Origin of the sequence: Streptomyces sp. NPDC090083, from assembly GCF_044747445.1 — a bacterium.
In the GTDB taxonomy this organism is placed as follows: Bacteria; Actinomycetota; Actinomycetes; order Streptomycetales; family Streptomycetaceae; genus Streptomyces.
In genome coordinates this window covers 1-13,455 of record NZ_JBIVED010000008.1, presented here as the reverse complement: position 1 = coordinate 13,455, position 13,455 = coordinate 1, and the positions used below count along the sequence as shown (strand labels likewise).

12 protein-coding genes are annotated in these 13,455 nt (G+C 72.4%); 10 read left to right on the top strand and 2 right to left on the bottom strand.

The features are described 5' to 3' along the window. Positions 1 to 59 precede the first annotated feature (59 nt). Entirely contained in the window at positions 60 to 1,004 is a 945-nt protein-coding gene (gene fmt, locus ACIPTO_RS26525) for a methionyl-tRNA formyltransferase (protein ID WP_366323192.1), read from the top strand. A 229-nt stretch (positions 1,005 to 1,233) separates the two neighbouring features. Continuing rightward, complete coding sequence (locus tag ACIPTO_RS26520) at positions 1,234 to 2,652, top strand: RsmB/NOP family class I SAM-dependent RNA methyltransferase (RefSeq protein WP_401196179.1); 1,419 nt, start codon at positions 1,234 to 1,236, stop codon at positions 2,650 to 2,652. An 8-nt stretch (positions 2,653 to 2,660) separates the two neighbouring features. Here ACIPTO_RS26520 and ACIPTO_RS26515 read toward each other — a convergent pair whose 3' ends face one another. Continuing rightward, positions 2,661 to 3,833: an alpha-hydroxy-acid oxidizing protein gene (locus ACIPTO_RS26515; protein ID WP_366323196.1), complete on the bottom strand. Its 1,173-nt coding sequence runs from the start codon at positions 3,831 to 3,833 to the stop codon at positions 2,661 to 2,663. A gap of 687 nt (positions 3,834 to 4,520) precedes the next feature. Here ACIPTO_RS26515 and rpe point away from each other — a divergent pair. From rpe to ACIPTO_RS26490, 5 genes are all read left to right on the top strand, one after another. Next, complete coding sequence (gene rpe, locus ACIPTO_RS26510) at positions 4,521 to 5,207, top strand: ribulose-phosphate 3-epimerase (RefSeq protein ID WP_366323198.1); 687 nt, start codon at positions 4,521 to 4,523, stop codon at positions 5,205 to 5,207. 78 nt (positions 5,208 to 5,285) lie between these two features. Next, on the top strand, positions 5,286 to 6,332 hold the full coding sequence (locus ACIPTO_RS26505) for a sugar-binding domain-containing protein (RefSeq protein WP_366323200.1): 1,047 nt from the start codon (positions 5,286 to 5,288) through the stop codon (positions 6,330 to 6,332). Positions 6,333 to 6,382: 50 nt separating this feature from the next. Then, complete coding sequence (locus ACIPTO_RS26500; protein WP_401196175.1) at positions 6,383 to 6,784, top strand: ribonuclease domain-containing protein; 402 nt, start codon at positions 6,383 to 6,385, stop codon at positions 6,782 to 6,784. Then, a complete protein-coding gene (locus tag ACIPTO_RS26495; RefSeq protein WP_401196172.1) occupies positions 6,781 to 7,098 on the top strand; it encodes a barstar family protein in 318 nt (105 codons plus the stop codon). The genes ACIPTO_RS26500 and ACIPTO_RS26495 overlap by 4 nt, the downstream gene beginning before the upstream one ends. A 35-nt stretch (positions 7,099 to 7,133) precedes the next feature. Continuing rightward, positions 7,134 to 7,748: a hypothetical protein gene (locus ACIPTO_RS26490; RefSeq protein WP_401196170.1), complete on the top strand. Its 615-nt coding sequence runs from the start codon at positions 7,134 to 7,136 to the stop codon at positions 7,746 to 7,748. Between the two features lie 12 nt (positions 7,749 to 7,760). Here ACIPTO_RS26490 and ACIPTO_RS26485 read toward each other — a convergent pair whose 3' ends face one another. Continuing rightward, positions 7,761 to 9,389 (bottom strand): LPXTG cell wall anchor domain-containing protein, encoded by a 1,629-nt coding sequence (locus ACIPTO_RS26485; RefSeq protein ID WP_401196167.1) that lies wholly within the window; start codon positions 9,387 to 9,389, stop codon positions 7,761 to 7,763. Positions 9,390 to 9,594: 205 nt separating this feature from the next. On the opposite strand from ACIPTO_RS26485, the gene ACIPTO_RS26480 reads away from it, so the two are divergent. The 3 genes from ACIPTO_RS26480 (at position 9,595) to ACIPTO_RS26470 (ending at position 13,365) form a co-directional block, all read left to right on the top strand. Then, a complete protein-coding gene (locus tag ACIPTO_RS26480) occupies positions 9,595 to 11,037 on the top strand; it encodes a GuaB1 family IMP dehydrogenase-related protein (RefSeq protein WP_366323357.1) in 1,443 nt (480 codons plus the stop codon). Positions 11,038 to 11,426: 389 nt separating this feature from the next. Further along, positions 11,427 to 12,902, top strand: coding sequence for an amino acid permease (locus ACIPTO_RS26475; protein WP_366323210.1), 1,476 nt, complete (start codon positions 11,427 to 11,429; stop codon positions 12,900 to 12,902). A 10-nt stretch (positions 12,903 to 12,912) separates the two neighbouring features. Continuing rightward, positions 12,913 to 13,365 (top strand): Lrp/AsnC family transcriptional regulator, encoded by a 453-nt coding sequence (locus ACIPTO_RS26470; RefSeq protein WP_366323212.1) that lies wholly within the window; start codon positions 12,913 to 12,915, stop codon positions 13,363 to 13,365. Positions 13,366 to 13,455 lie beyond the last annotated feature (90 nt).

Here is a 13,455-nt window from a genome sequence, read left to right as displayed (position 1 = left end):
GTGCGCCATAGACTGGTGCGCTGCCCGCCCACCTCCGCCCGAGAGGCCCGAACCCTCCCATGAAGCTCGTCTTCGCCGGTACCCCCGAGGTCGCCGTTCCCGCCCTGGACGCCCTGATCGCCTCCGGGCGGCACGAGGTCGCCGCCGTCGTCACGCGGCCCGACGCGCCGGCCGGGCGTGGGCGCAGGCTGGTGGCGAGTCCCGTCGCCGAGCGGGCCGAGGAGGCGGGCATCGAGGTGCTGAAGCCCGGCAGGCCGCGCGATCCGGAGTTCCTGGAGCGGCTGCGGGAGATCGCCCCCGACTGCTGTCCCGTCGTCGCCTACGGCGCGCTGCTGCCCCGGGTCGCCCTCGACGTCCCCGCCCACGGCTGGGTCAACCTGCACTTCTCGCTGCTGCCCGCCTGGCGGGGCGCCGCGCCCGTGCAGCACTCCATCATGTCCGGCGACGAGATCACCGGCGCGTCCACCTTCCTCATCGAGGAGGGCCTCGACTCCGGGCCCGTCTACGGCACCGTCACCGAGGAGATCCGCCCCACCGACACCAGCGGCGATCTGCTCACCCGGCTCGCGTTCGCCGGCTCGGGCCTGCTCGCCGCGACCATGGACGGCATCGAGGACGGCACCCTGAAGGCCGTGCCGCAGCCGAACGACGGCATCACCCTCGCCCCGAAGATCACCGTCGAGGACGCGCAGGTGGACTGGACGGCCCCCGCCCTCCGGGTGGACCGGGTGGTGCGCGGGTGCACCCCGGCGCCGGGTGCCTGGACCGTGTTCCGCGGCGAGCGCCTCAAGCTCATCCAGGCCGCACCCGCACCGGACCGCACCGACCTCGCGCCCGGCGCGCTGGCCGTCGGCAAGAACAACGTGCACGTCGGCACCGGTTCCTACGCCGTCGAGCTGCTCTGGGTCCAGGCCCAGGGCAAGAAGCCGATGCGCGCGGCGGACTGGGCGCGGGGGGCGCGGATCGGGGCGGGGGAGAGCGTGGGGGCGCTCGGGACGGCCTAGTCGTCCGCCCGGGACACCCGGGAACCCCGGAGTCCCGGTCCGCGATCCGCACCGGAAGGCTGCGGGGAACTCCGCGACCAGCCACGACGCACCCGAACCAGCCCCCTCCACCTCGGCACCTCCGGGCCTCCGCGTCCCGAGGCCCCGCACCCCACGCCCCGCGCACACCCACGGCAGTGCGACGTACCCTGTGCACACAACTCAGGCAGAAATCCGGAGCACCTTTTTCGTGAGTGAGCAGGCCCCGCGTCCCCGTAAGCCCGGCAGGCCCTACCGTCGGCCGCAGAAGGATCCCGTGCGTTTTCTCGCCTTCGAGGCGTTGCGGGCCGTGGACGAGCGGGACGCGTACGCCAACCTCGTGCTGCCGCCGCTGCTGCGGAAGGCGCGGGAGAAGGGTGACTTCGACGCCCGGGACGCGGCGCTGGCCACCGAGCTGGTCTACGGGACCCTGCGCCGGCAGGGGACGTACGACGCGATCATCGCCGCGTGCGTCGACCGGCCGCTGCGCGAGGTCGACCCGCCCGTGCTGGACGTACTCAGCCTCGGTGTGCACCAGTTGCTCGGGACGCGGATCCCGACGCACGCCGCCGTGTCGGCCTCCGTCGAGCTCGCCCGGGTCGTGCTCGGCGACGGGCGGGCCAAGTTCGTCAACGCCGTACTGCGCAAGGTCGCCCACGACGACCTCGACACCTGGATCGAGAAGGTCGCGCCGCCCTACGAGGACGACCCCGAGGACCACCTCGCCCTCGTGCACTCGCACCCGCGCTGGGTCGTCTCCGCACTCTGGGACTCCCTCGGCGGCGGGCGCGCCGGCATCGAGGACCTGCTGGAGGCCGACAACGAACGGCCCGAGGTGACCCTGGTCGCCCGGCCCGGCCGGTCCACCACCGAGGAACTGCTCCGCGAGGAGGCCGCGGTGCCGGGACGCTGGTCTCCGTACGCCGTGCGGCTCAGCGAGGGCGGTGAGCCCGGGGCCGTCGCCGCCGTCAAGGAAGGACGGGCGGGGGTGCAGGACGAGGGCAGTCAGCTGGTCGCCCTCGCGCTGGCCAACGCGCCGTTGGACGGCAGCGACGGGTACTGGCTCGACGGGTGCGCCGGGCCCGGTGGCAAGGCCGCGCTGCTCGCCGCCGTGGCCGCCGAGCGGGGGGCCGTGCTGCTCGCCTCCGAGAAGCAGCCGCACCGGGCGGGCCTGGTGGCGAAGGCGCTTGCCGGGAACCCGGGGCCGTACCAGGTCATCGCCGCCGACGGGACCCGGCCGCCGTGGCGGCCCGGCACCTTCGACCGGGTCCTGATGGACGTGCCCTGCACCGGACTCGGCGCGCTGCGCCGCCGCCCCGAGGCGCGGTGGCGCCGTCGGCCGGAGGACCTCGAAGGGTTCGCGCCGCTCCAGCGCGACCTGCTGCGCACCGCGCTCGAGTCCGTGCGCGTCGGCGGGGTCGTCGGCTACGCGACCTGTTCGCCGCATCTCGCCGAGACCCGCGCCGTCGTGGACGACGTGCTCAAGCAGTTTCCGCGGACCGAACTGATCGACGCCCGCCCGCTGCTGCCCGACGTCCCGGCGCTGGGCGAGGGTCCCGACGTACAGCTGTGGCCGCACCTGCACGGGACCGACGCGATGTACCTCGCGCTCATCCGCCGGACCGGGTGAGCCGCGGCTCAGGCGACGTGCCCGAGTGCCTCTCGCGTGAGGTCCGCCAGGGTCGGGTAGCCGTCCACGGCCATGATCAGGTCGGTCTCCGCGAGCAGTGAGCGAAGGACGTGGACGATGCCGTCCGTGCCGCCGAGGGCGAGGCCGTAGGCGTACGGGCGGCCGATTCCCACGGCGGTGGCGCCCAGGGCGACCGCCTTGACGATGTCGGCGCCGCTGCGGACGCCCGAGTCGAACAGGACCGGGAGACCGTCCGCCGCGTCGACCACGGCCGGGAGCGCGTCGAGGGCGGGAAGGCCGCCGTTGGCCTGGCGGCCACCGTGGTTGGAGCAGTAGACGCCGTCCACGCCTCCGTCCTTCGCGCGCCGGACGTCCTCGGGATGGCAGATGCCCTTCACGATCAGCGGGAGATCGGTGAGGGAGCGCAGCCAGGGAAGGTCGTCCCAGGTGAGGGGGTTGCCGAAGAGCTGGGTCCAGAGCAGGACGGCCGACTGCGGGTCCTCCTCCGGGGTGCGGGCGAGGCGGGCGCGGAAGACCGGGTCGCTGGTGTAGTTGGCGAGGCAATGACCGCGCAGCTGGGGGAAGTTGGCGGTGGAGAGATCACGCGGGCGCCAGCCGGTGACCCAGGTGTCCAGCGTGACCACGATGCCCTTGTAGCCCGCCTGTTCGGCGCGGTGCACCAGGCTTGCGGCGAGGTCGCGGTCGGTCGGGGTGTAGAGCTGGAAGAGGCCCGGGGTGTCCCCGAACTCCGCGGCGACCTCCTCCAGCGGGTCGACGGTCAGCGTGGACGCCACCATCGGGACGCCGGTGCGCGCGGCGGCCCGCGCGGTCGCCAGGTCGCCGTGGCCGTCCTGGGCGCACAGGCCGATGACGCCGATCGGAGCCATGAACACCGGGGAGGGCAGCCGCATCCCGAACAGGTCGACGGACAGGTCGCGTTCGGCCGCGCCGACGAACATGCGGGGGACCAGACCCCAGTGGTCGAAGGCGGTGACGTTGGCCCGCTGGGTGCGTTCGTCACCGGCCCCGCCCGCGACGTACGACCACACGGAGGGCGGCAGCGCGGAACTCGCCCGGTCCTCCAGCTCCGCGAAGGCCATGGGGTAGGACGGCACGATGCCGCCGAGCCCGTTCAGGTAGATCTCGTTCTGGTAGGAGCCGAACGGCTGTCCCGTGCCCATTGCCATCTCCCTCTCCGCTGAGGTGCCCTGCCCGCGGCCGAAAGCCGGTGAAGTGCAGGATTCTCGCACCCCGGATCAGCCGGACGATGCTGCGGGGTCAGCCGGACGAGCAACTCGCACCGCCCCGGTACGACGAACGACGGGCCCTGCTCCACCCCGCCCCCGACCGGCGCCCCGAAAGGAACCCGAGGATCTCCACCCCACCCACAACCGTCGCCCCGAAAGGGACCCGAGGATCTCCACCCCGCCCACAACCCGCGCCCCGAAAGGAACCCGCGAATCTCCACCCCGCCCCCGACCGGCGCCCCGAAAGGGGCGCGGGGAACTGCGCGCCCAGCCACGACGGACCGACACTCGAAAACCCACCGATCCACAGCGGACCGGCACCTGAAAACCCACCGATCCACGACGGACCGGCACTCGAAAACCCACCGATCCATCACGGACCGGCACCTGAAGGCCCACCGATCCACGACGGACCGGCACCGGACAGCCCACCGATCCACAGCGGACCCGCACCGGAAAACCCACCCACCCGCAGCGGACCGGCACCCGAAAACCCACCGCCCCGCAATGGACCCGCCCCCCAAAGACCCCCCATCCCCAACGGACCCGCACCAGACATCGCACCCCACCCACGACGGACCGATGCGGCCAACCCCCGGAGGGCATGGCAGGCTTGGGGGCATGGCCGTCCAGATCAACCCCAGCATCCTGTCCGCGGACTTCGCCCGCCTCGCCGACGAAGCCGACGCCGTGTCCGGCGCGGACTGGCTCCACGTCGACGTCATGGACAATCATTTCGTCCCGAACCTGACCCTCGGCGTACCGGTCGTAGAGTCACTGGCGCGGGCGACGGACACCCCGCTGGACTGCCATCTGATGATCCAGGACGCCGATCGCTGGGCACCGCAGTACGTCGAGGCAGGTGCCTCCTCCGTCACCTTCCACGTCGAGGCGGCGGCCGCGCCCGTGCGGCTGGCCCGTGAGATTCGGGCCAAGGGAGCGCGCGCGTCCATGGCGCTCAAGCCCGCGACGCCGATCGAGCCGTACGAGGATCTGCTGCCCGAACTCGACATGCTGCTGATCATGACCGTGGAGCCGGGCTTCGGTGGCCAGTCGTTCCTCGACATCATGCTGCCGAAGATCCGCCGCACCCGTGAACTGATCAAGAAGCACGGACTGGAGCTGTGGCTGCAGGTCGACGGGGGAGTTTCGGCCGCGACGATCGAGCGCTGCGCGGACGCGGGCGCGGATGTGTTCGTCGCCGGTTCGGCGGTGTACGGCGCATCCGACCCGGCCGCGGCGGTACGTGCATTGCGCACGCAGGCGGAGGCGGCCACCGGCAAGGCATCCTGGGCGTGCGACCACTGAGCGGCAGGTATGTGAACGGCGGCCATCAAGGCTGATCAAGTGCGCCGGATCTGCAAGGATGAACGGCGAATCCAGAGTGTGAACAGCAGTGAGGAGATCGCCGTGTCGGGTATGTCGGCGGGCCGGTCAGCCATGCGGATGGGACCCGCTGAGCTGGTGCAGGCGGCGGCCATGGCCCGCCGCTTCTACCTCGAGGGCAAGTCCAAGATCCAGATCGCCGAGGAGTTCGGCGTCAGCCGCTTCAAGGTGGCCCGGGTCCTGGAGACCGCTCTCGAACGGGATCTCGTACGCATCGAGATCCGAGTACCGGCCGAACTGGACGCGGAGCGCTCGGACGCGCTGCGCGCCCGGTACGGCCTGAGGCACGCCGTCGTGGTCGAGTCCCCGGCCGAGGTCAGCGAGGAGTCGCCCGACCCCGAGAACCTCGGGGAGGTCGCGGCCGACCTGCTCGGCGAGCTGGTCACCGAGGGCGATGTGCTCGGCCTCGCCTGGGGCCGGTCCACCATCCACATGGCGGCGGCCCTCGACCGGCTGCCGCCCTGCACGGTGGTCCAGCTGACGGGCGTGTACGACGCCGGGACCGCCGAGCGCGGCTCGGTCGAGGCGGTACGGCGGGCCGCGCAGGTGTCGGGCGGCGACGCGCACCCCATCTACGCCCCGATGCTGCTGCCGGACGCGGCCACCGCCGAGGCGCTGCGCCACCAGACGGGGATCGCCCGGGCCTTCGAGTACTTCGACAAGGTCACGGTCGCCTGTGTCTCCATCGGCTCCTGGGAGCCGGGCATCTCGACGGTCTACGACATGCTCAGCGACGAGGAGCGGGCGCACTACTCGTCCCTCGGTGTCGCCGCCGAGACCTCCGCGCACCTCTTCGACGCGGAGGGCCGCCGGGTCGGCCGGGACCTGGGCGAGCGGTGCATCACCGTCAAGGCGGACCAGCTGCGCCGTATCCCCGAGGTCGTCGCGATCGCGGGCGGGCAGCGGAAGGCGGCGGCGATCGACGCCGTGCTGCGGTCCGGGCTCGTCACCAGCCTGGTGACGGACACGGCGGCGGCGGACTACCTGATGACGGCCGGGTCGTCGCCGAAGTCGGCGCTCAGCCGGACGGACCCCGACGGGATCTGACGGGCCGCGACACCACGTCGTGCGGGGACGGCCGTGGCAGCATCGGGCGCATGCTGCTGCGGTTCGTCTCCCGGGTGCTTCTCGTCTTTCTGGCCGTGCTGCTGCCGGTCGGCTGTTCTTCCACGGCTACGACCGGTGCCACCGCCTCCTCCACGGGCACTCCCACCTCCGCTTCCACCTCCACCGTCAGGCTCTCCCAGCTCCCCGCCGAGGCGCGGCGGACCGTCGCCCTCATCGACCGGGGCGGGCCGTTCCCGTACGCCAGGGACGGGGTCGTCTTCGGGAACCACGAGAAGCTGCTGCCCCGGCAGAAGCGCGGTTTCTACCACGAGTACACCGTCAGGACGCCGGGCTCGCGGGATCGCGGGGCCCGGCGCATTGTCACCGGGCAGGACGGCGGGATCTACTACACCGATGATCACTACAAGTCGTTCAGGACGGTACTGAGATGACGGAGTTCGCGGTCACCCTCGACCTCGACGGGGTCACGGACAAGGCCGGCCTGATGGACCGCTGCGCCCGGGCGCTCCAGCTTCCCGACTGGTTCGGCCGGAACTGGGACGCCCTCGCGGACAGCCTCGGCGACCACACCGTGTGGCCCGACGCGGCGGTCGAGCGGGGACTCCTGGTCGTCGTACGGAACTGGCGGCCGTACGCCGCGGCACGGCCCGACGAGTGGGCGACCGCCGTCGACGTCTTCGGGGACGCGGTCGACGCGACACCGGCCCTGTCCGTCGTGCTCGCGCTGGGCGGAGGCGGGCGCTAGCCCGATTGTCCGAGGCGGCTGGCAGAGTGTTCGGTATGGAGCAACAGGAGCAGCGCACGGCGGTCCGGCTGGTGGTCGTGGACCCGGACCTCGAAGCGCAGTGCGACCGGGTGGAAGAGCACTTGCTGGCGCCCCTGGCCGAGTCCGTGGGCGCGGCGGGCGGTGACCACGCGCTCTTCGCGGACGGGCTCGCGGCCTTCCTGCGGGTGCGGGAGACGCTCGCCGAGGCGGTGGCGCGAGGACCCAAGGTGTGGACGCCGAACGGCCGTTGGGAGCACGAGGGCCTGCGCATCGCCGAACTGCCCACCGGGGACACGGACTTGCTGTACGCCCTGCTGCGCGAGCTGTCCGGACTCCTCGTGGCCCCGCCGGACCTGCCCGACCCCTCGGGCGTCGTCGCCACCGTCCGCACCACCGTCCTGACGCCCGAGAAGACCGCCGTCGGCCTGGTCGGCGCGCTGGCGCGGGTGCTGTCCCTGGTGGACCTCACGCCCGACGCCGACACGGCCACGCTCTTCGCGGCGATCGAGGCGGGCGACGGCGAGGACGTGAGGCTCAGCTACGGACAGGACGAGGCGTGGCAGCGCCTCGCCCACCGGCTCACCATGCTGCTGACCGAGTCGGCTCCCCTGCACCGTTTCCTGTACTGAACGGCCTTCGCGTCAGCGGGAGTCGCGCCGGCGGCGGACGACGAGCAGGGCCGTCGAGCCGAGCGCCACGGCGCCGGCCGCCAGGGTGGCGACGAGTGCCATGGGGCCGGAGCCCGTGTGGGGCAGCGTCCCGCCGGGGACGTCCGTCGCGGCCGGCCCGGCCGACGTACCGTCCGACGCTTCCGGGCCGGGGGACGTGCCCGTCGTGGGCGAGGACGCGGACGGGCCCGGCGTCGGTGACGCGGTCGACGTGGTGAAGGCGAACGTGGCGCGGTCGTTGGCGGAGTCCGGGTCGTGCAGCGGGATGCCGGCCGGGCCGGGGAGCACGGTCGCCGTGCCCTCGGCGCCGGTGTAGTCCTTGGCCGCCTTCACCCACAGCACGAACAGCTGACTCCTCCCGGCGGCGACACCACGCGGTACCGGGCACACGTAGTGCCGGTGTCCCGCCGCGAAGGGTGCCGTCCCGCCGTCGCCCACCGGGAGGAAGCACTCGCCGTAGGGCGTGTCCTCCCCCTCCTCGAAGGCGTTGCCGGTCGCCACCGTGCCCTTGGGCAGGACGACGTCGACGAGGGCGACGGACCTGTCGCCGACGCCGTACGCGGAGGCCGGGCCGTGGTTCACGGCGTTGAGGGTCAGCGTCCACTCGCCGCCCGTACGGCGGGGTGTCACGGCGGCGGTGGCCGCGAGGTCGGCCGAGCTGTCCGCCGAGACCCGCACCTGGCCGGTGGCGCCGCTCTCGAAGCCGCTGCCCGGACCGGACGCGGGCACCAGCGTCAGTTCCGGCCCGGTCCCGTGGTCGCTGCCGCCGCCGGGCTCCACGCCGGGCTTCAGAAGCTCGGCCGAGTAGTCGGTCACGGCGGTGAGGACGCGGGCGCCGACCGTGGCGGTCAGCGGGCTGCTCAGTTCGACCGTGGCGCCCGCGGCCACCGGGGCGGTGAAGACGCAGGTCACGGACGCCTGGCTGCCGGGTTCGACCGGGTCGTCGCCGTCGCCGTAGGCGCAGTTGGAGAACTTCCGGTCGAAGACCAGTCCGCCCACCTCCTCCCAGCGCAGCATGATGCGGCGGTCGGTGGCGAGGTCGCCGGTGTTGCGCAGCCGGAGCGGAAGCTCGATCCGGGAGCCGATCCTGGCGTGCGTCACGTCGGGCACCTTGCCGACGGTCAGCTCGGGGACGCCGACGACCACCTTCGCCCGCGCGGTGGCGCCGGTGCCGTGCTCGGCGGAGACGGTGTACGTCAGGGTGCCGGTGGCACCGACGGCGGCGCCCGGGTCCGCCCGCACGGTGAAGTCGACGTACGGCGGCTGGGACTCCTCGGTGTCGACGCAGGTGACGACCCGCCCGGCGGCCGTGCACCTCGGGTCGTCCGCGGTGACGGCCGCGACACCCGCCAGGTCGCGGGCGTCGATGACCAGCGTCTGGCGCGTGGGCACGGGAACGTTCGCGCCGCCGTCGTAGAACTGCCAGCCCACGTGGACCGGCTGTGCGGCGGCCCCCACGTTGAGCTGGGCGTCCGCCTCGATCGTGGCGTACGCCTGGGTCGGCGAGGGGGAGGGGCCGGCGGCGAGGGCGGCGGATCCGGGCGCGAGGGCGAGCACCGCGGCGGTGAGCGCCGCCCCGAGCACCGTGCGGAGGGAAGTCATGACCGTTCGATACGCGAGGTGTCCCGAAGGTTGCCCGCACATGAAGCACGGGTTCGCTTGGACCTTCCTCCAGCGGCGCCCCGCACCCGCCTGGACGATGATCCGAGGCATGGCATTCCACCCGACATGGGACAATGAAGTACGTGCTCTTCCCCCTGGCTGACCTGTCCGGGGACCACCTCTGATCGACTGGGATGTGCAGCACGTGCGTTTCCTCAACGACATCCAGCCCCCGTACGACCTGACGTACGACGACGTCTTCATGGTGCCGCGCCGCAGCGCGGTCGGATCGCGTCAGGGCGTGGACCTCAGCTCCCCGGACGGCACGGGCACCACCATCCCGCTGGTCGTGGCCAACATGACCGCCATCGCCGGGCGCCGCATGGCCGAGACCGTGGCCCGGCGCGGCGGGATCGTGGTCATCCCGCAGGACATCCCGATCGAGGTCGTCACCGACGTCGTGTCCTGGGTGAAGAGCCGCCACCTCGTCCTGGACACCCCGATCCGGCTGGCCCCGCACCAGACCGTCGCCGACGCGCTGGCCCTGCTGCCCAAGCGCGCGCACAACGCCGGGGTCGTGGTGGACGAGGCCCAGCGCCCGGTCGGTGTCGTCACCGACGCCGACCTCACCGGTGTGGACCGCTTCACGCAGCTCGGCGAGGTCATGTCCCGCGACCTGCTGCTGCTCGACGCGGACATCGACCCGCGCGAGGCGTTCAACAAGCTCGACGGCGCCAACCGCCGCTACGCGCCCGCCGTCGACAAGGACGGCAAGCTCGCCGGCATCCTCACCCGCAGGGGCGCGCTGCGCGCCACGCTGTACGACCCGGCCGTCGACGCGGACGGCAGGCTGCGCATCGCGGCCGCCGTCGGCATCAACGGCGACTTCGTGCAGAAGGCCAAGCAGCTGCTCGACGCGGGCGTGGACACGCTCGTCATCGACACCGCGCACGGTCACCAGGAGTCGATGATCAGCGCGATCCGGCAGGTCCGGGCGCTCGACCCGCGGGTGCCGATCGTGGCGGGCAACATCGTCGCGGCCGAGGGCGTCAAGGACCTCATCGAGGCGGGCGCCGACATCATCAAGGTCGGTGTGGGCCCCGGCGCGATGTGCACCACCCGCATGATGACCGGCGTCGGCCGGCCGCAGTTCTCGGCCGTCATGGAGTGCGCAGCCGAGGCGAAGAAGTACGGCAAGCACGTGTGGGCCGACGGCGGGGTCCGCCACCCGCGCGATGTCGCGATGGCGCTCGCGGCCGGCGCGTCGAACGTGATGATCGGTTCGTGGTTCGCGGGCACGTACGAGTCGCCGGGCGACCTCCAGCAGGACGCGGGGGGCCGCCTCTACAAGGAGTCGTTCGGCATGGCGTCCGCCCGCGCGGTCCGCAACCGCACGTCGGACGAGTCGGCCTACGACCGGGCCCGCAAGGCGCTGTTCGAGGAGGGCATCTCCACCTCCCGCATGTACCTCGACCCGGCCCGCCCGGGCGTCGAGGACCTGATCGACTCGATCATCGCGGGCGTCCGCTCCTCCTGCACCTACGCCGGAGCGGGCTCCCTGGAGGAGTTCGCCGACCGCGCGATCGTCGGCATCCAGAGCGCGGCGGGCTACGCGGAGGGCAAGCCCCTCCACGCGAGCTGGAACTGACCCGACTCCCTCGCGCACGGCCCCTGTCGTCCCGTCGTACGGGATGCGCGGGGGCCGTGGGGATGCGGCGCGCGGCTGCCGACGCTTGGCCAAGTCGGTTCAGGCAGGCGGGAGTTGACGGCACCTCCTGGACCCGGACCGGTGCCGCCCTCGGCGTGACCGGGCAGGCCGCGTGGGAGGCCCACACCCGCCACGCAACGAATCCGCACCCCCGCCCCACGAACGCAACGATCCTGCGGCGGCGCGCAAGGATGCCGCATTACGGTCAGGACGCGTGGCCTCGTAAGGTCGAGCGCTGTACCCAGCGCGCGGCAGGACCTCCGCTCGGCGGCCCTCCTCGTGCCGTCGGTCCCTGCCGCCCCGACCGGCAGCGACAAGGAGCCATCCGCGTGCTCGACCAAGGCGCACCCCCGCACGACCGCAGTCGGACCGCCGAACCGTCCCCGGGGCTCGGCGCGCGCCTGATGCGCCGCAAACCCGTGGAACGCCTGGTCGCCGAGGGCGGCCAGGGTGAGGGCGGCTCCCTGCGCCGCTCCCTCGGGCTCTGGCAGCTGACGATGATCAGCATCGGCGCCACCCTCGGCACCGGCATCTTCGTCGTCCTCGGCGAAGCCGTCCCCAAGGCCGGTCCCGCCGTCACCCTCTCCTTCGTGATCGCCGGCCTCACCGCCCTGTTCTCGGCCCTCTCGTACGCCGAACTCGCCGGCACCATCCCGGTCGCCGGTTCCTCGTACTCGTACGCCTACGCCACCCTCGGCGAGCTGATCGCCTGGATCTGCGGCTGGTGTCTGATCCTGGAGTACGGCGTCTCGGTCGCCGCTGTCGCCGTCGGCTGGGGCGAGTACCTGAACGAACTCCTCGACGGGACGATCGGGGTCACCATCCCGAACGCGCTGTCCGCCCCGCCCGGCGACGGCGGCGTCTTCAACCTCCCGGCGCTGATCGTCGTCCTCCTCGCCATGGCCTTCCTGCTCGGCGGCGCCAGGGAGTCCGCGCGCGCCAACACGGTCATGGTGTGCGTGAAGATCGCCGCGCTGGTGCTGTTCTGCGCGGTCGGCGTCCAGGGCTTCAGGTCCGGCAACTACGACCACTTCATGCCGCTCGGCATGGCCGGTGTCAGCGCGGCCGGGGCGACGCTCTTCTTCTCGTACATCGGCTTCGACGCCGCCTCCACGGCCGGTGAGGAGGCGAAGAACGCGCAGCGCGACCTGCCCCGCGCGATCATGCTCTCCCTCGTCATCGTGACCGCGCTGTACGTCGTCGTCGCGGCCGTCGCCGTCGGCGCGAAGCCCTGGCGCCGGTTCAACGACTCCGAGGCCGCCCTCGCCCAGATCATGCGGGACGTCACCGGCCAGTCCTTCTGGGGCACCCTCCTCGCCGCCTGCGCGGTGATCGCCATCGCGAGCGTCGTCCTGACCGTGCTCTACGGCCAGACCCGCATCCTCTTCGCGATGTCCCGGGACGGCCTCGTGCCCAAGGTGTTCGGCAGGGTCCACCCGAAGACCGGGGCGCCCCGGGCCAACACGGTCATCGTGTCCCTGTTCTGCGGAGTCCTCGCCGCCGCCATCCCGCTCGGCCAGCTCGCGGACGCGACCAGCATCGGCACGCTCTTCGCCTTCGCCCTGGTCAACGTCGCCGTCGTGGTGCTGCGCCGGACCCGCCCCGACATGTCCCGCACCTTCCGCGTCCCGCTGTCCCCGGTCGTGCCCGCCGTGGGCTTCGGGCTGTGCGTGTGGATGATGGGCAGCCTCTCGGCCGTCACCTGGGTGGTCTTCGGGGTCTGGATGGCCGCCGGGCTCGTGTTCTACTTCGTGTACGGCCACCGCCGTTCCCGACTGGCAACACCCGTACCGCCCGAGAAGTGATCGATCCACCGTGCTGAACGAACTCGACGAACGCATCGTGCACGCCCTCGCCGAGGACGCCCGCCGCTCCTTCGCGGACATCGGGCAGCTCGTCGGCCTGTCCGCGCCCGCCGTGAAGCGGCGCGTGGACCGGCTGCGGGCCACCGGCGCCATCACCGGCTTCACCGTACGGGTGGACCCGTCGGCGCTCGGCTGGGAGACCGAGGGGTTCGTCGAGATCTACTGCCGCCACAACACCTCCCCGGACACCATCAGGCGCGGGCTGGAGCGCTACCAGGAGGTCGTCGCCGCCTCCACGGTCACCGGCGACGCGGACGCGGTCGTCCAGGTCTTCGCCGCCGACATGCGCCACTTCGAGCGGGTCCTGGAGCGCATCGCGGGGGAGCCGTTCGTGGAGCGCACCAAGTCCGTGCTCGTCCTCTCCCCGCTGCTCCGCCGCTTCTCGTCCGGCTCCCCGGCCTAGTAGTGCTTCGTTAGGTCTGTGCGTTTGTGCTGATCAAGAGCATCTTGAGGGTGTGGACAGGCATGAAGTGAACCGATTACGGGCGTCGTT